The sequence below is a fragment of the Methylobacterium terricola genome, from assembly GCF_006151805.1.
In the GTDB taxonomy this organism is placed as follows: Bacteria; Pseudomonadota; Alphaproteobacteria; order Rhizobiales; family Beijerinckiaceae; genus Methylobacterium; species Methylobacterium terricola.
Map to the genome: position 1 here is coordinate 523169 of NZ_VDDA01000003.1, position 17197 is coordinate 540365.

Annotated in this window: 13 protein-coding genes and 1 tRNA gene; 1 reads left to right on the top strand and 13 read right to left on the bottom strand. The window is 71.3% G+C overall.

Annotated features, from left to right (window positions below):
* Nucleotides 1-13 precede the first annotated feature (13 nt).
* Nucleotides 14-955, bottom strand: coding sequence for a GNAT family N-acetyltransferase (locus FF100_RS09770; RefSeq protein WP_139035516.1), 942 nt, complete (start codon nucleotides 953-955; stop codon nucleotides 14-16).
* Nucleotides 952-1812 (bottom strand): class I SAM-dependent methyltransferase, encoded by an 861-nt coding sequence (locus FF100_RS09775; RefSeq protein WP_139035517.1) that lies wholly within the window; start codon nucleotides 1810-1812, stop codon nucleotides 952-954. The genes FF100_RS09770 and FF100_RS09775 overlap by 4 nt, the downstream gene beginning before the upstream one ends.
* Before the next feature lie 225 nt (nucleotides 1813-2037).
* Here FF100_RS09775 and FF100_RS09780 point away from each other — a divergent pair, with 225 nt between their 5' ends.
* The gene (locus tag FF100_RS09780; RefSeq protein ID WP_139035518.1) at nucleotides 2038-3117 is read left to right on the top strand and encodes a patatin-like phospholipase family protein; all 1080 of its coding nucleotides are present in this window, start codon (nucleotides 2038-2040) and stop codon (nucleotides 3115-3117) included.
* A gap of 328 nt (nucleotides 3118-3445) precedes the next feature.
* Here the strand turns inward: FF100_RS09780 and FF100_RS09785 are convergent, their stop codons facing one another.
* From FF100_RS09785 to FF100_RS09835, 11 genes are all read right to left on the bottom strand, one after another.
* A complete protein-coding gene (locus tag FF100_RS09785; protein ID WP_139035519.1) occupies nucleotides 3446-4915 on the bottom strand; it encodes a M81 family metallopeptidase in 1470 nt (489 codons plus the stop codon).
* Between the two features lie 237 nt (nucleotides 4916-5152).
* A complete protein-coding gene (locus FF100_RS09790; RefSeq protein WP_139035520.1) occupies nucleotides 5153-6649 on the bottom strand; it encodes an amidase in 1497 nt (498 codons plus the stop codon).
* A 279-nt stretch (nucleotides 6650-6928) separates the two neighbouring features.
* Nucleotides 6929-8572: an ABC transporter ATP-binding protein gene (locus FF100_RS09795; protein WP_139035521.1), complete on the bottom strand. Its 1644-nt coding sequence runs from the start codon at nucleotides 8570-8572 to the stop codon at nucleotides 6929-6931.
* Entirely contained in the window at nucleotides 8569-9489 is a 921-nt protein-coding gene (locus tag FF100_RS09800) for an ABC transporter permease (RefSeq protein ID WP_139035522.1), read from the bottom strand. The genes FF100_RS09795 and FF100_RS09800 overlap by 4 nt, the downstream gene beginning before the upstream one ends.
* Before the next feature lie 11 nt (nucleotides 9490-9500).
* Complete coding sequence (locus FF100_RS09805; RefSeq protein ID WP_139035523.1) at nucleotides 9501-10442, bottom strand: ABC transporter permease; 942 nt, start codon at nucleotides 10440-10442, stop codon at nucleotides 9501-9503.
* A 10-nt stretch (nucleotides 10443-10452) separates the two neighbouring features.
* On the bottom strand, nucleotides 10453-12024 hold the full coding sequence (locus FF100_RS09810) for an ABC transporter substrate-binding protein (protein WP_139035524.1): 1572 nt from the start codon (nucleotides 12022-12024) through the stop codon (nucleotides 10453-10455).
* 309 nt (nucleotides 12025-12333) lie between these two features.
* Nucleotides 12334-13236 (bottom strand): LysR family transcriptional regulator, encoded by a 903-nt coding sequence (locus FF100_RS09815; RefSeq protein ID WP_139035525.1) that lies wholly within the window; start codon nucleotides 13234-13236, stop codon nucleotides 12334-12336.
* Between the two features lie 54 nt (nucleotides 13237-13290).
* Nucleotides 13291-13366: transfer RNA gene (locus FF100_RS09820), tRNA-Ile, on the bottom strand.
* Nucleotides 13367-13502: 136 nt separating this feature from the next.
* The gene (locus FF100_RS09825; protein WP_139035526.1) at nucleotides 13503-14261 is read right to left on the bottom strand and encodes an ABC transporter ATP-binding protein; all 759 of its coding nucleotides are present in this window, start codon (nucleotides 14259-14261) and stop codon (nucleotides 13503-13505) included.
* Nucleotides 14258-16027 (bottom strand): branched-chain amino acid ABC transporter ATP-binding protein/permease, encoded by a 1770-nt coding sequence (locus FF100_RS09830; protein ID WP_139035527.1) that lies wholly within the window; start codon nucleotides 16025-16027, stop codon nucleotides 14258-14260. The genes FF100_RS09825 and FF100_RS09830 overlap by 4 nt, the downstream gene beginning before the upstream one ends.
* Nucleotide 16028: 1 nt before the next feature.
* A complete protein-coding gene (locus FF100_RS09835; RefSeq protein WP_139035528.1) occupies nucleotides 16029-17066 on the bottom strand; it encodes a branched-chain amino acid ABC transporter permease in 1038 nt (345 codons plus the stop codon).
* Between the last annotated feature and the right edge of the window lie 131 nt (nucleotides 17067-17197).

Below are 17197 nucleotides of genomic sequence, written 5' to 3' on the forward strand. Positions count from 1 at the left end.
CTGACGCACCCTGTCACGCCCGCCGCACCCGGCGCCGGACCGTGCGGGTGGGCACGGCCCCCCAGCGGGACTTGTACGGCTCGTCGCCGCGCAGGAAGTGGAACTCTCCGGCACCGCAATCGGCGGCCGCCTCGATCAGGCAGGCGAAGGCCAGGGTGCCGAAGCTCTGGCCGGGGACGGTCATGTCGACGGCGTTGATGTAGGAGTGCCAGCGCGCGCCGTCGGCGAGGCCGTACAGCACGGCGACGATCCGGCCGGCCTGGCGCACCACCGCGATGCGCAGGAGGCCGGCCTCCGCCAGCCCCGGCGCCGCCGCGCGGTGGAAGGCCCGGATCCGGGGATCCGCCAGCACGCCGGGCTGCCCGTCCCGTGCCCAGCGGGCGCCGTGAAGATCGAACAGGGCGTCGAGCGCCCCGTCGATCTCGTGCGCCTCCACCAGCTCCTCCCGGACATCGCCGAGCGACGCGGCGCGGTGGCGGTCATGCACGACCTTGCGGCGCTGGCTGCGGGTGAGACCGTCGAGCGGCGAGCCCCGGCGCGGCAGGGCTAGCACCGGGCAGGTCTCCGCCGTCTCGTCGGTCGCCGTCCAGCCGGCGGGCGGCGGGGTGAGCAGCGGCGAATCCGGGCGCAGGTCGGGCAGCAGCACCTCGTCGAAGGCCTCGGGAGACCTGAGGATCGCCGGCCACAGCCGCTCCGGCGCCGTGCCGGGGGTCAGCAGCGCGTCGCAATAGTCGCTGTGGCCGGCCCCGACCGGCACCAGCCGGCGCGTCCCGGCATCGTCCCATACGAAGAGCGGCAGCGCCGCCGCGAGCCGGCCGTCGGCGTCGCGGATCTCGGCGTCGTATCGCGGGCCGCCGCCGAGATGGGTCCACCACGCGTCGAGCCAGGCCGGCGACTGGAACGGCGTCGCCCGCGGATCGGACCGCCACAGGGCCCAGTGCTCGTCCGGCGTCACGCCGGCCGCCTCAGCTGGAAGCCGTGCGCGTCCCAGATCGCGAAGGGCCGCTCGCCGGCGCGCAGCACGGCGAAGCCGGTCTCCGCGGCGAGCGCCCGCGCCTCGGCGACGTCCCGCTCCGGATCGCCGCGATACGACCAGTTGAACACGACGAGGTCGCCGCCGGGCGCCAGCGCCCGGGCCGCCTCGGCCAGGAACGGCCGGACGGCGTCGGCGGCGACGAGGTAGGGCAGGCTGTCGGCCGCGACGATGAGATCGACCGTGCCATCCGCTACGGGCAAGCGCCGCGCGTCGCCCTGCACGAACCGGACGGTCGCGCGCGCTCCCGCCCGCCGCCGCGCCTCGGCGACCATGCCGGCGGACACATCGAGGCCGAGGATGGCCTCCCCCCCGTCGGCGAGCGCGAGGGCGACCCGGCCGATGCCGCAGCCGACATCCAGCACCCGGCCCGCCGCCCCCGGCGCCCAGGCGCGGAGCACGGCGACGAGCTCGGCGGTCGCAGCGGCGAGCTCCTCCGGATCGCCGAGGGAGTAGAAGGCGACGCCGGCCTCCGGCGCCTCGGCGGCGAGACGGTCGAACAGGGCGGCGGTCTCGGACAGGAGATCGGTACCGGCGGGCCACAGCCCGGACCGGGCGAGGCGGCCCAAATCCGGCAGGCGGCCGGCATGGCGCGCCGCCAGCCGGGCGAGCGCGGCGAGCGGTGCCGAGCCGGGATCGTCCGCGGCGCGGCGCGCGAGGGTATCGGCCTCCACCGCCTCGCCCGCGAGCAGCAGGCGCGACAGCGCGATCTGCGGCGAGATCTCGCTCCGCCGGCACAGATCGAGGATCGTGTCGCGACTCGTGGGGTCGTCGGTCATCCCGCCTGCTCCCTCCACGACGGGAGATAGGCCGGGGCCCTGCGGTGTACAGGGTGGGGGTACTTTGCCGGGCTGCCGTATCGGTCTTAACCTGGGTCAACGCGGCGGGCAGGTCGCACCGCGCCCCGGGGAACCGCGGCGGTACCCCGGGCACTATGACGGTTGCGGGCGGTGCGCCCGTCCCGCTCCGATCGTCTCCCCCCCTTCCATGCCCGCCGGAGTGCCATGCCCGATCCGACCTCGCCCGACCGTCCGGCCGCGTCGCGGGACCTCGCCCTGGTGCTCGCCGGCGGCAACGCCCTCGGCGCCTATCACGCGGGCGGCTACGAGGTGCTGCAGGCGCGTGGGCTCGAGCCGGACTGGATCGTCGGCGCCTCGATCGGCGCGGTCACCGCCGCGATCATCGCGGGCAACCCGCCGGAGGACAGGGTCGCCCGCCTGCGCGAGTTCTGGGACGAGACGACCCAGCACACCGCGCCGAGCGTCACCGACTTGGTCAAGCCGCGCCAATATTACAACGCCCTGCACGCCGCCCTGACCCTGGCCTGGGGCCGCCCCACCATCTTTCGCCACCGCCTGCCGGGGCTCTGGTCGGCGCTGCCGTGGATGCCGAACGACGTGGCCCTGTTCGACCACTCGCCCCTGCGCGCCACCCTGGAGCGGCTGGTCGATTTCGACCGGCTGAACCGGGGCGGTCCCCGCGTGACCATCGGCTGCGTCGACATCGCCACCGGCGAGGAGGTGTACATCGATACCGCGCACCAGGCGATCCGCCCCGAGCACATCCTCGCCAGCACCGCGATCATCCCGGCCTTCGCGCCGGTGGAGGTGGACGGCCGCCTGCTCTGCGATGCCGGCTACACCAACAACCTGCCCCTCGACCCGATCTTCGCGACCGAGCCGGAGCGGGATCTGGTCTGCATCGCCCTCGACCTGTTCGCCCTGGCCGCGCCCCGCCCGGCCTCGCTCGACGCCGTGCTGGAGCGGGCGAACGACCTGATCTTCGCCAGCCCCGGCCGGCGCACCATCGCGGCGCTGGAGCGGGAATACGCCCTGCGCCAGCAGCTCGACCCGGACGGGCCGGCCGTCACGCTGCTCCACATCGCCTACCGGGCCGAGGCCGACCAGCTCGCGGCGAAGAGCTTCGACTTCTCGCCCTCCTCGATCCGCGACCGCTGGCGGGCCGGCGCCCGCGACGCGGGCCGCGGCGCCGACCGGCTCGAAGGGCATCATGAGACGGGGCGGCGCTTCACCCCTCTGACGCTCTCCTCACCGGATCCGACCCATGGACGATCGGACACGTAATACTGGCGCAACAAACCTCCGCCAATATGAGAGGTGGACGATGAAATTTAGGGGTCCCATCTTCATTGATGTATTCAATCTGCATCATTTCGATGAGAGCGATCCCTCCCCGTGCTGTATCGGTTGCGTAGGCGTACGACTTCCCCTGCATCGAGAAGGCTCAACGCGATGATGGCTCAGGCACGGCGTAAGGTCGATTGTTCGCAGGACACGACCGCCGAGGCGATCCGGTCGCATGTCAGGGCGCGGCTCGAGCGGCTGGCCGCCGCGCTCAAGGGCGGCGCGGAGTAACCGGCCCCCCTCGGGCGGGGCCGAGGGGGGGTGAGGCTCACGCCCCGTCGCGCGGCTCGAACGGATCGGCGACGATCGGCCAGAGGGGGCGGGCGGCCTTCGGCAGCCTGAGGGCGGCGAAATCGGGATTGGCGCTGCCCGGCACCGCGACGTAGTGGATGCGGTCGGCCCGCGGCGCGAAGGCCGCGTTGAAGTGCTGGGCCGACTTCACGAACACGGTGGCGTAGTCGTTTAGGGATACGCCGAGCTGCTCGAACGCCTCGGGGTGGAAGACCTGGGTGCGCAGTGTGTTCAACAGGATGTGCAGCCCTCCCGCCTCGACGAGCACGCAATCGCCCATCGGCTGCTTGCCGTTGCCGTAGGTCTGGATCGCGTCGGTCCGGATGCCGAGCACCCGGACGTTCAGGTCCACCGGCTCGCCCGACATCGGGCCGGTCTTGCCGCCGATGCGCAAGGGCAGGCGCGCGCCAGCACCGGCCTCGCGGCAGAGCCGCACCGCGACCGGATCCCAGAAGCTGCCGATGATGCATGCCGTCGCGCCGGCCTCGACCAGGGCGCGCAGCAGGAAGGTCGCATCGCTCGCCGAGCCCGCCCCGGCATTGTTCGACACGTCGGCCAGCACCGTCACGCCCGCCTGCGGCGCCAGGGCGACGCCGACCGCCTCGTCGAGGGTCATCAGCCGGTCGGTCGTCGCCTCGCGCATCTCCCACAGCTCGCGGGCGAGCGCGTCGGCCTTGCGCCGGGCGAGGTCTGGATCGCCGTCGGTGACCGCCACCACCTTGGCGCCGACATCCGGGATGTCGGCCCAGGGAAAGCCGTGGGCGAGCGACAGCGACAGGATCCCGTCCCGCCCCTCCGCCGCGCTCATCCGGTCGACGAAGCCGCGGGTCGGCTGGTTCGGCGTGCGCCACACCGCCAGCATCCGGCAATCGGCCACCGCGATGGTCGGCCGGGTGCGGCCGGCCCGGGCGTCGTCGCAGAGGCGGAACAGGTCGCGCGCCCGGTCGTCGACGTCGATATGCGGGTATTCCTTGTAGGTCAGCAGCACGTCGGAGGCCGCCACGATCCGGTCGGTGAGGTGGCAATGCAGGTCGAGCTCGACCCCGATCGTGACCGACGGGCCGACGATCTCCCGCGCGGCTGTGACGAGCTCGCCTTCGCAATCATCCTGCGCGTCCGCGATCATCGCGCCGTGAAGGTTGAACAGCACCAGATCGACCGGGCCGGCGGCCTTGAGGTCGCTCAGCACGCGGTCGCGCAGCTCCTCCCAGACGTCCTGGCGCGTCGGCCCGCCCGGCGGCGCGAAGGCCGCCAGGCTCTGCACCACCTCGTAGCCGGCCGCTTCGCCGAGCGTGCGCCAGACCTTGAGCGGTCCGGCGAACCAGTGCTCCGAGCGCCGCGAGGCGTCTGTCTCGACGAAGAGGTCATCCACGAAGGCGGCGCGTCCGGTCGGGATCGGCGAGAAGGTGTTGGTCTCGGTGCCGATCGCGGCGATGAAGAGCTTCACGGGTGGGTCTCCTGGCTGGAGATTTCTGGACGAACAGAAGCGGTGAACCGGCGTTGCGCATGCCCTCCGGGTCATCCTGGCGCGCGCCCAAGGCGAGGACCCGGGATCCATGACCGCGGACGGTGCCGGACGAAGCGACGGCGTTCCGTCTTTGCCCGCCATCGTCAGCGGTTGTGGAGCCCGGGTTCCGCGGCGCGGCCCCGGGATGACGTCGAGGGTGTCGCGGACGTCCGACGATCAGGCGGGCGCGTGGCCGCTCATTCCCGCCGCCACGTGCACCCCCGGCCGAGCCCCGTCGTTCCACTGCCCCCCGATCGCCCGCTCGACCTGCGCGGCGAGCTGCAGCAGCAGCCCGTCCTGGCCCTGGCGCGCCTGGGCCTGGATGCCGAGCGGCAGGCCGTGCTCGTTCCAGGCGAGCGGCATCGACAGGGCCGGCAGGCCGCACAGATTGGCGAGCGGCGTATAGGCGAAGTTGCGCCACAGGTTCTCGAACCAGGCGTAGACCGACGGCTCGTCGCTGATCGTCAGGTACTCGGTGGTGCCGACCTTCGGCGTCGGCAGGGCGGTGATCGGGGTCAGGATGATGTCCCACTCCTCGAAGAAGGCGCCGAAGCCCCGCGCCGTGGTGTTGAACGTCGCCTGCATCGCCGTGCGCTCGGTGTAGGTGGCGTGGCGCCCGGCCTCCCAGATCCGGATGTTCATCGGCTCGACGAGGTCTTCCGGCGGCCGGTCGAGGCCCTTGGCGGCGATCAGCCCGTTGATGGTCTGGGCGAAGTTGGTGATGTAGCACGTCGTTTGCGCCCGGAAGGCGGCCGGCAGGTCGACGGCCGGCAGCGCCCAGTCGACGTGGTGGCCGAGCCCTTCGAGGAAGCGCCCGATCCGCTCCAGCTCGGCGACGTGATGCGGCACGGCGCTGTACTCGCCCCATTCGTGCGACAGCGCGATGCGCAAGGACCCCGGATCGCGCCCGATCAGCGTGGCGTAGGGCTCCGGCGCGGTCCAGTACGGCATGAACTCGCCGGGCGCGGCCCCGCGGCATTGATCGACGAAGGTCGCGGTGTCGCGCACGCTGCGCGACTGGCAGCCCTGGATCGACACGATGCTGGTGAGATCCGACCCGTAAGGGGCGATCGAGAACACGCCGCGGGAGGGCTTGAGCCCGAGATTGCCGTTGACGCCGGCCGGGATGCGGATCGAGCCGCCCCCGTCGGTCGCATGGGCCATCGGCACCACGCCCGAGGCCACCGCCGCCGCCGAGCCGGCCGAGGAGCCGCAGGTGGTGTAGTCGAGATGCCACGGGTTGCGGGTGACGTAGACCGCCGGGTTCTCGGCCGAGCTGCACACGCCGAATTCCGGCGTGGTGGTGCGGCCGATCAGGTTGAGCCCCGCCCGACGCATCCGGCCCGTGAGGTGGCTGTCGCTCGTCGCGCGGTTGCCGCGCATCAGCAGCGAGCCCATCTCCTGCAGCCGGCCCTTCAGGGTCGGCCCGAGATCCTTCATCAGGAACGGCACGCCCGCGAAGGCGCCCCCGACGTCGGTGCCGTCCCGGGCCGGGTCCGCGATGCACTCGTCGAACAGCTCGATCACGGCGCTGGTCTGCGGGTTCGTCAGCGCCACGCCGGAAGCCGCCTGGGCGGCGAGCTCCGCCGCGGTGACCTCCCCGGCGCGCACCCGCGCGGCGAGCGCGCAGGCATCGTGCTGCGCCCATTCCTCCCAGCTCATGGCGAGGGTCATTGGATCGGTCCTGTTCTGGTTACGCGTAGAAACTGTCCCGTCGCTTCAGGATGAAGCGCGGAACGTCTCCTCTCCCCGCGGGCGGGGAGAGGGCTGCGCTCCCGTCCAGGGAGTGCGGCGAGCCAGCGGGGCGAGGATGAGGGGGTGTTTCCGGAGGCGCCCCACTCGTCGGGACCCCCTCGCCCTCGCTCCGGCCTCACCTCCGCTCGCCGTGGCCCCTGAACGGGAACACGGCCCTCTCCCCGCCCGCGGGGAGAGGGGGAACCCGTATGGGCGGCATCACGCGGGCACCGCCTCGGCGGTCGGCTCCACCCCCCGCCCGAACTCCCGCCCCGGCGCCGCCTCGATCAGGGCCCGCGTATAGGCCGCTTTCGGCCGGGCGAAGACCTCCGCGGTCGGACCCTCCTCGACGATGCGGCCGCGCTGCATCACGATCAGCCGGTCGCAGATCTGCGCCGCCACCCGCAGGTCGTGGGTGATGAACAGGATCGCGAGGTCGAAGCGGCGCTGCACGTCGTCGAGCAGCGCGAGGACTTGGCGTTGCACCGAGACGTCGAGGGCCGAGACCGCCTCGTCGGCGATCAGGATCTCGGGTTCCATGGCGAGCGCCCGGGCGAGCGCGATGCGCTGGCGCTGGCCGCCGGAGAACTGGTGCGGGTAGCGGGCGAGCGCCGCGGGATCGAGCCCGACGAGGCTCATCAGCTCGCGCGCCCGCGCCGTCGCCGCCGCGGGCGACGTGCCGAAATTCACCGGCCCCTCGACGATCGACGCCCCGACCGTGCGGCGCGGGTTGAGCGAGCGGAACGGGTCCTGGAACACCACTTGGATTGTCCGGCGCAACGGCCGCAACCTGCGCTCGGGCAGGCGGGCGATGTCCTGATCGCCGACCATGATCTGCCCCTCGCTCGGGGCGATCAGCCGGGCGATGCAGCGCGCGACCGTCGACTTGCCGGAACCCGACTCGCCGACGATGCCGACGGTCTCGCCGCGCCGGATCCTGAGGGCCACGTCGGCGGCGGCCTGGACGGTGCGGGTCCTCGCGAACAACCCGCCGCTGCGGTAGCTCTTGCCCAGGCCCGCGGTCTCGAGCGCCAGCGCCCCTTTCGGGGCCGGGCGCGTCGCCGGCGTCATCGTCGGCACCGCGGCGATCAGCATCTTCGTGTACGAGTGCTGGGGGTTGCCCAGCACCTGGGCCGCCGGCCCCTGCTCGACGATGCGGCCGCGCTGCATCACCACGACCCGGTCGGCGATCTCGGCCACCACACCGAAATCGTGCGTGATGAACAGGACGCCGGTGCCGCGCCGCGCCTGCATCTCGCGGATGAGCTTCAGGATCTGGGCCTGGGTGGTGACGTCGAGCGCCGTCGTCGGCTCGTCGGCGATGAGGAGCGCCGGGTCGAGGATTAGGGCGGCGGCGATCATCACCCGCTGGCGCTGCCCGCCGGAGAGCTGGTGCGGATAGGAGGCGTGCATCCGCTCGGGGTCAGGCAGGTGCATCGCCTCCAGCATCGCCAGCACCTTCGCTCGCCGCTCCTTGGCCCCGAACTCGGTATGGATGCGCAGAACCTCCTCGATCTGGTCGCCGACCGTCAGCACCGGGTTCAGCGCCGTCATCGGTTCCTGGAAGATCATCGCCATGCGGTCGCCGCGCAAAGCCCGCAGCCGCTGGGGGCTTGCCGACAGCACGTCCTCGCCGAGCAGCCGGATCGCGCCGGCGACGGGCTTGAGCACCCGGGCGAGCAGGCCCATCACCGAGAAGGCGGTGACCGACTTGCCCGAGCCCGACTCGCCGACGACGCAGACGATCTCGCCGGGCGCGACGGTGAACGACACGCCGTCGACCGCACGAAGCCGGTCGCCGCCGCCCGGTAGCGCGATGGCGAGGTTCTCGACCTCGAGCACGGGAGAAGTCGTCGCGCTCATCGGCCGGCCATCTTCGGATCGAGGGTGTCGCGCAGGCCGTCGCCCAGCATGTTCACGGCGAGCACCGTCAGGCCGAGGAAGATCCCCGGATACAGGATGGTGTGCGGATAGACCCGGAACAGGCTGCGCCCCTCCGCCATGATGTTGCCCCAGCTCGGAATTTCCGGCGGGATGCCGATGCCCAGGAAGGACAGGACCGCCTCGACCAGGATCGCCGAGGCGGCGATGAAGGTGCCCTGCACGATGAGGGGCGCGACCGTGTTCGGCAGGATGTGGCGCGCCATCAGCAGCGGCAGGCGGGTGCCGGCCATGATCGCGGCCTCGACATAGGGCTCCTCGCGCACCGAGAGCACGATCGAGCGCACCAGCCGCACCACCCGGGGAATCTCCGGCACCACGATCGCCGCGATGACCGCCGGCAGGCCGGCCCGGAACAGCGAGACCACCGCGATGGCGAGCAGGATGCCGGGGATCGCCATCAGCCCGTCCATCAGCCGCATGATCGGCCCGTCGAGGGGGCGGATATAGCCGGCGAGGAGCCCGAGCAGCAGCCCGACCGCCAGCGCCAGGGCGGCCACGGAGACGGCGATCGCCAGCGACACCCGGGCGCCGTAGAGGACGCGGCTGTAGACGTCGCGCCCGAGGCTGTCGGTGCCCATCCGATAGCGGAAGGCCGTGGCGCTGCCGTCCTCGGCCCGGATCGTGCGCTCGAAGCCCGGCGGGCGGTTGCGGATCGCCGGGTTGATCGCGGTCGGGTCGATCGTGCCGAGGAACGGCGCGAAGAGGCCGATCAGCGTCATCACCAGGAGGACGCCGGCGCTCGCCACCGCGACGGGGTTGCGCAGGAGGCGCCAGGCCAGGGAGATGGCGGGGGGTGAGGGCAGGGCGGGGGCCAGCACGGTGGGTTCGGCACTCATGACTCAAGACCTCACTGGCGGATCCGGGGATCGAACAGGCCGTAGGTCAGGTCGATCAGGAGGTTGATGAGGACGTAGACGCCCGAGAACAGCAGGATCAGCGCCTGGATCGTCGGGTAGTCGCGGGCCAGCACCGCATCGACGGTGAGGCGGCCGAGGCCGGGAATCGCGAACACGCTCTCGGTCACCACCACCCCGCCGATGAGGAGGGCGATGCCGATGCCGACGATGGTGACGATCGGCACCGCGGCGTTCTTGAGCGCGTGGCGGAACAGGATCTTGCGCTCGACCTGGCCCTTGGCCCGGGCGGTGCGGATGTAATCCTCGGTGAGCACCTCCAGCACGCTCGCCCGGGTCATGCGGGCGATGAGCGCGATGTAGACGACCGACAGGGTCAGGGACGGCAGGACCAGCCGGTGCAGGTAGCCCCCGAACCCGCCGGAGAGGGGCTGGTACCCCTGGACCGGGAACCAGCCCAGCGTGATCGAGAACACGTAGATCATCAGGTAGCCGATCACGAAGACCGGCACCGAGAAGCCCAGCACCGACACGCCCATCACGATCCGGTCGAGCCAGGAGCCGTGCCGGTAGGCCGCCACGACGCCCAAGGGGATCGCGACGCAAATCGCGATCAGCATCGTGGCGGCGGCGAGCGACAGGGTCGGCTCGATCCGCCCGAGGATCAGTTCGCCGATGCTCTTCTTGAAGAAGAACGATTCGCCGAGATCGCCCCGCGCCAGGTTGCCGATCCAGATCGCGAACTGCGCCGGCAGCGGCTGGTCGAGGCCGAGCTGGTGGCGCACCTGGGCGATCTGCTCGCTCGAAGCGTTGTCCCCGGCGATCACCGCCGCCGGGTCGCCGGGAGTGAGCCGCAGCATCAGGAAGACCAGAACCGCGACGATCGCCAGGACCGGGATGGCGGCGAGCAACCGCCGCAGGACGTAGCCGAGCATGACGTGATCGCTACTTCTTCTCGACGTTCCAGAACACCGGCGCCGGGGCGGTCAGGATGCCGGAGACGTTCTTGCGTGCGGCGATCGGGATGTAATACTGGCCGAGCGGGACGTACGGCACGACCTCGCGCCAGCGCAGCTGCACGGCCTCGGCGATCGCCTTCTGCTTCACCGGATCGACCTCGCGGGCGAAGTCGTCGCGGAGCTTCTCCATCTCGGCATCGCAGGGCCAGCCGAACGGGGCCTTGTCGCAACTCATGTTCATGAAGCTCGACATCACCGGGTTGAGGATGTCGGCCGAGACCCAGGACGTGTTCATCAGGTTCCAGCCGCCCTTGTCGACCGGATCCTTGCGCACCCGGCGCGACACCACGGTCTGCCAGTCGGAGGATTGCATATCGACCTTGAAGCCGCCCTTCTCCAGGAGCTGCTTGGCCACCGGGCCGAGATTGGTCAGGGTCTGAAGGTCGGTCGAGTGCAGGAGGACGATCGGGGTGCCGTCGTAGCCCGCCTCCTTCAGCAACTGCTTCGACTTGGCGAAATTCGATTCGAGGAGGCCGTCCATCCCCTTGTCGGTCGCCATCGGCGAGCCGCAGACGAACAGCGCCTTGCAGGTCTTGTAGTAATCCGGTTCGCCCACCGCCGCCTGGAGGAAGTCGGTCTGGTTGAGGGCGTAGGTGAGCGCCTGGCGCACCTTCGGGTTATCGAAGGGCTTGATCAGGTGGTTGGGCCGCATCGCGTATTGCAGGCCGAGGGGATTGTAGTCGACGAGCTTGATGTTGGAATCGCCCTTGAGCAGCGGGATCAGGTCGTAGGCCGGCTGCTCGATCAGGTCGATCTCGCCGGCGAGCAGCGCGTTGACCGCCTGCTGCTGGTCGGAGACCGCCAGCCACTCGACCCGGTCGAGCTTGGCCACCTTGCCGCCGGCGAGGCCCGAGGCGGGCTCCGCGCGCGGCTTGTAGTCCTTGAACTTGGTGTAGACGATCTTGTCGCCCGGCTTCCACTCGTCGGTCTTCATCATGAACGGGCCGGAGCCGGTGAAGTCCGAGATCTGCTGGTTCGGGTCGGTCTCGGCAACCCGCTTCGGCATCATGAACGGCACGTTCGAGGACGGCTTGGCGAGGCCGAACAACAGGAGGCCGGTCGGCGACTTGAGCGTGACGGTGAAGGTCTTCGCGTCGTCGGCTTTCATGCCGTCGACGAAGGTCATCAGCTTCTGGCCGAGCGAGTCACGGGCCGACCAGCGCTTGATCGAGGCGACGCAATCCTCCGCCGTCACCGGCTTGCCGTCGTGCCACTTGAGCCCGTCGCGCAAGGTGAACGTGTAGGTGAGGCTGTCCGGCGACACCGTGTAGGCGTCGACCATCTGCGGCTTGACTTGGCCGTCGGCGTCGAGCGCGAACAGCGTGTCGTAGATCATGTAGCCGTGGTTGCGGACGATGTAGGCGGTGGTCCAGATCGGATCGACGATCTTGACGTCCGAATGCATCACCGCCTTGAGCGTCTGCGCCGGCGCGGTTCCGGGGGCGAGCAGGGCCGCGGTTGCGGCGACGAGGCCGAGAACGGACCGACGAAGCGCCATCAAGTTGTCTCCTCGCAGTGTCGCCGCCGATGCGGCCGTGAGAAACCGGGCGCCGTGTCGGGCCGCCCGCGGCAGGGCCCATGCAATCGCCAGACCAGCCTGCCCGCATCGCGGGGCGCAGGTCGGTTGCGCCGAAGACCAGGGCGCCGGCCAAGATCAGGAAAGCAGAGGCGGGATCTCGCGGGTCTTGACGAGGCCCTTGCCGCTGCTGACGAGTGCAGGATGCGGGAGCCCGCGCGGGCTGACTACGACGAAAACGTGCGAGGGGTGCACCGCTTTGCGTGGCACTGCGTCAGGGATGGCGGACGCTCATGGCCGCAGCTGCATCAGGGCCGTCTCCAGGTCCCGGCGCAGGCGCTCGGCGGCGAAGCTCGGCTGGCGGTCGGCCGGGACGCACAGGTCGAGGGAGGTCTCGACCGGCATCGCCTCGGGGAAGGGGACCGCCACCATCGTGCCGGCGGCGATCTCGTCGGCGAAGGCCGCGCGGGGCAGCACCGCGAGGGCGCCGGCCTCCCGGATGAGCGCGCGCTGCAGGGCGAGGGAGGCGGCCTCGAAGGTCGGGACGATCCGGCAGCCGGCTTCCGCCGCCGCCCGGTCAATGAAGGTGCGCACCCCGAATTCCGGCCCCGGCAGGACCCAGCGATAGGAACCGAGCAGGGTGCAGACCGCGCCGCCGGCCTGCGTCACCGGATGGCCCGGAGGCGCGATGATGAATTGCGGCAGCCGCACCCGCCGGACCACCGCGATGGCGTCCGAGGCCGGAGCGAAGAAGGTCAGGGCGAGGTCGCAGGAGGCGTCCTCGATCGCCCGTACCGCGTCCTTGGCGGTGCCGGTGCGCAGCCGGGCGCGGACCTGAGGGTAGCGGGCCGAGAAGGCGGCGAGCACCGGCACCAGGACCGCCGAGGCGACGCCCTCGGCGGCGTGAACCCCGACGAGGCCGCCGCGCAGCCCCTTGAGGTCGTCGATGAGGCGGGCGACGTGGTCGAGCTCGTTGATCGTGCGGTCGAGCTTGGCGGCGAGCAGCTCCCCCGCCGCGGTCAGCCGGATGCCGAGCGGCCCGCGCTCCAGCAGCGGCGCATCCATGTAGTATTCGAGCTGCGAGATGTGCCGCGCCAGCACGTTGGGATGGATGTCGAGCTGGGTGGCGGCATCGCGCAGCGAGCTGCAGCGGGTGACGACCGCGAAGTAATGGAGAGCGACGATCTTCGCCATGCCGGAGCGCGACCTAGACGGACAGCTTGTCGGAGCCGCTCGGGGAGAGGACGATGGTGGGCCCGGCAGGACTTGAACCTGCAACCAGACCGTTATGAGCGGTCGGCTCTAACCATTGAGCTACAGGCCCTCGGTTCTCGTCTTCAATGCCTCATCTGCAGGCGGGATGCAGCGTCGGTCACGGAAACGGCGACGAAAAACCTGTCCGTAGGTACCCGGGCCCGGCGCGTCCGGCAAGCCCCCGGACGGCCTTGATCCGCACCGCCTCACCGCCCGGAGGCGGCCCGGCCGGGCGGCCCGTCCTCGTCGACCGAGAGGCTGCCGAGATAGGTCTCGACCACGCGCGCGTCGCCCTGGAGGGTGCGGCTGTCACCCTCCAGCACCACGGTGCCGCCGTCGAGGACGTAGCCGTGATCGGCGATCCGGAGCGCCGCGCGGGCATTCTGCTCGACGAGGAGGATCGCCACCCCCTCGTCGCGCAGGCGCGCCACGGTGCGCATCACCTCGGCGACGATCAGCGGCGCCAGGCCGAGGCTCGGCTCGTCGAGCATCAAGAGGCGCGGGCGGCCCATCAGGGCGCGGGCCATGGCGAGCATCTGGCGCTCGCCGCCCGAGAGCGTGCCGGCGTGCTGGCGCCGGCGCTCGGCGAGGCGGGGGAACAGGCGGTACATCTCGCCGAGGTCGCCGCCGCCGCCCTTGGCCCGGAACCGGAAGGCGCCGAGCTTCAGGTTGTCCTCGACGCTCATGGTCGCGAACAGCTCGCGGCGCTCGGGAATCAGGCTGAGGCCCCTGGCGACGCGGGCCTCGACCGGCAGCCGCATCAGGTCGTCGCCCTCGAAGCGGAGCGCCCCCTTCGCCGGCAGCACCCCCATCAGGGCGTTGAGCAGGGTGGTCTTGCCGGCGCCGTTGGCGCCCAGCACCGTGACGAGCCGACCCGGCGCGACCGTCAGCGAGACGCCGCGCACCGCCTCGACCTTGCCGTAGGCGACGACGAGGTTCTCCGCCTCGAGCATCGGACGCGTCATGCGGCGCTCCCCAGATAGGCCTCGACCACCGCCGGGTCGCGGCGGACCGCGGCGGGGGCGCCCTCGCACAGCTTGGCGCCGAAATTCATCACCACCAGCCGGTCGGCGAGCCCCATCACGAAATCCATGTCGTGCTCGACGAGCAGGATCCCGAGTCCCTCCTGGCGCAGGCGGCGCAGCAGGTCGCTCAAGCCCTGCTTCTCCTGGTGGCGCAGGCCGGCGGCCGGCTCGTCGAGAAGCAGCAGGGTCGGGCCGAGGCACAAGGCGCGGGCGATCTCGACGATGCGCTGCTGGCCGAGCGCCAGGCTGCCCGCCGGCAGGTCGCGACAGGCGGAGAGGCCGACCCGGGCGAGCTGCCGGTCGGCCTCGGCGAAGAGCGCCGCCTCCTCCGCCGCGTCGAGGCCGAGCGCGCCGCGGACCGGGCCGGCGGAGCCGCGCAGATGGGCGCCGAGCGCCACGTTCTCGATCACCGACATGCCGGCGACCAGCTTAACGTGCTGGAAGGTGCGGGCGCAGCCGAGCCGGGCGATGCGCCGTGCCGGCAGGCCGGTCACGTCGCGGTCCCCGAGGCGCACCATCCCGGCGGTGAGGCGCGCCACGCCCGTGACGAGGTTGAAGGTGGTGCTCTTGCCGGCGCCGTTCGGCCCGATCAGCGCCACCACCTCGCCGGCCGCGACCGAGAACCCGATCTCGTTGACCGCGACGAGGCCGCCGAAGGTCTTTCTCAGGTTCGACGCCTGGAGCAGCACCGTGCCCGGGGCGGCGGCCGGGCGCGGCGACAGGGGCGCAGTCGCCGGGCCGCGGTCCGGGGGCCTCGAGACCGTGCGGCGCACGATCAGCGGCCACAGCCCGTCGGGGGCGCGCTGGAGCATCAGCACCAGCAGGATCCCGAACACGATCGCCTCGAAATTTCCTTGCGTGCCGAAGACCAGCGGCAGCACGTTCTGGAGCTGGTCCTTCAGCACCGTCACCAGCACGGCGCCGAACACGCCGCCGCCGATCGAGCCGGCCCCGCCGATCACCGCCATCAGCAGGTACTCGATGCCGGCATTGATGCCGAACGGCGTCGGGTTGATGGCGCGCTGGATATGGGCATAGAGCCAGCCCGACAGCGCCGCCAGCAGGCCTGCGTAGACGAAGGCGACGATCTTCACCCGCGCCGTGTCGACCCCGAAGGATTCGGCGGCCACGACGCCGCCTTTCAGCGCCCGGATCGCCCGGCCGGTGCGCGAGCGCAGGAGGCGGTGGGTGAGCCACAGGCACAGGGCGAGGAAGCCCCAGGTGAGCAGCATCGCCTCGGCCCCGCCGAGCACCGGATGGCCGAGGATGGTGATCGGCGGCAGCCCGGTCAGGCCGTCGTAGCGCCCGAGCACGTCGGTGTTGCCCAGCACGTAGAAGAACGAGATGTTCCAGGCGATGGTGCCGAGCGGCAGGTAATGGCCGGAGAGCCGCAGCGTGATCGCGCCGGTGACCCAGGCGGCCATCCCCGACAGCAGCAGCGCCACCGGCAGGGACAGCCAGGGCGACAGGCCGCCCTGCGTGGTGAGCAGCGCCGTGGCGTAGGCGCTGATGCCGACGAACATCGCCTGCCCGAAGGAGGTGATGCCGGCGACGCCCGTGAGCACGACGAGCCCCGTGACCACGATGGCCGAGAGCCCGGCATAGGTCATCAGCGTGAGCCAGAACGGCGGCACGCCGGGCAGGACCGGCAGCGCGACGACGGCGAGGGCGGCGAGGAGACGGGTCGGATCGAGACGGGTGGGCATCTTACTCCTCGTCCTCGATCGGGGCCGAGCGCAGGGAGCGCCAGAGCAGGACCGGGATGATCGCCATGAACACGATCACCTCCTTGAAGGCGCTGGCCTCGAACGAGGCGACGGATTCGATGATGCCGACGAGGATCGCCGCGGCGGCTGCCGCCGGGTAGCTCGCCAAGCCGCCGATGATCGCCGCGACGAAGCCCTTGAGGCCGATGAGGAAGCCGGTGTCGTAATAGACCGTGGTGAGCGGCGCGATCAGCACCCCCGACAGGGCACCGATGAAGGCCGCGACCGAGAAGCTGAGCCGGCCGGCGAGGGAGGGCGCGATGCCCATCAGCCGGGCGCCGAGCCGGTTCACGGCCGTGGCGATCAGCGCCTTGCCGAGCAGGGTGCGCGAGAAGAACAGCCACAGCGCCACGATGATCGCGAGCGTCAGGCCGATCATCCACAGCGACTGCCCGCTGACCAGCAGGGGACCGGCCGGGAACGAGGCCTCGGACAGGGGCGGGGTGCGCGAGCCCTCCGCGCCGAAGAACACGAGGCCGAGGCCCGTCAGCGCCAGGTGCACGCCGACCGAGGCGATCAGCAGCACCAGCACCGAGGCGTGGGCGAGCGGCCGGAACGCCACCGCGTGCAGGAAGCCGCCCATCGGCGTCACGATGGCGAGGGTGACCAGGATCTCGACCAGGAGGCCCGGCTTCAGCGGCGCCAGGAACCAGGCCGCCGCGGCGACGAGGGCCGGCAGGGCGAGGTCGCGCAGCGCGAGGCGCAGCAGCACCCGTCCGGTCAGGATCGCGCGCGCCTCGGCACAATCGGCCAGGAAGGCGAGGGCGCCGAGGCCGAGAAGCAGCGGCACGGTGCCCGGCAGGGTGCCGGCCTCCAGGCTCGCCAGCGTCAGCGCCCCGTAGGCCACGAACTCGCCCTGCGGGATCAGGATCACCCGCGTGACGGTGAAGACCAGGACCAGCGACAGGGCGATCAGCGCGTAGATCGCGCCGTTCACGACGCCGTCCTGGAGGAGGAGAAGGAGGATCGTGGCGTCCACGGAGAATGATCCTGGGCGTCTTCGGGAGTGACGTTCTTGCGAATCGATCGCCCGCGAGACCGCATCCCGAGGTACGGGCGAGCGCGGCTCGCTGAGCCTCGAGAGAGATCTGCGGCGGTCTCTTGTGAGCT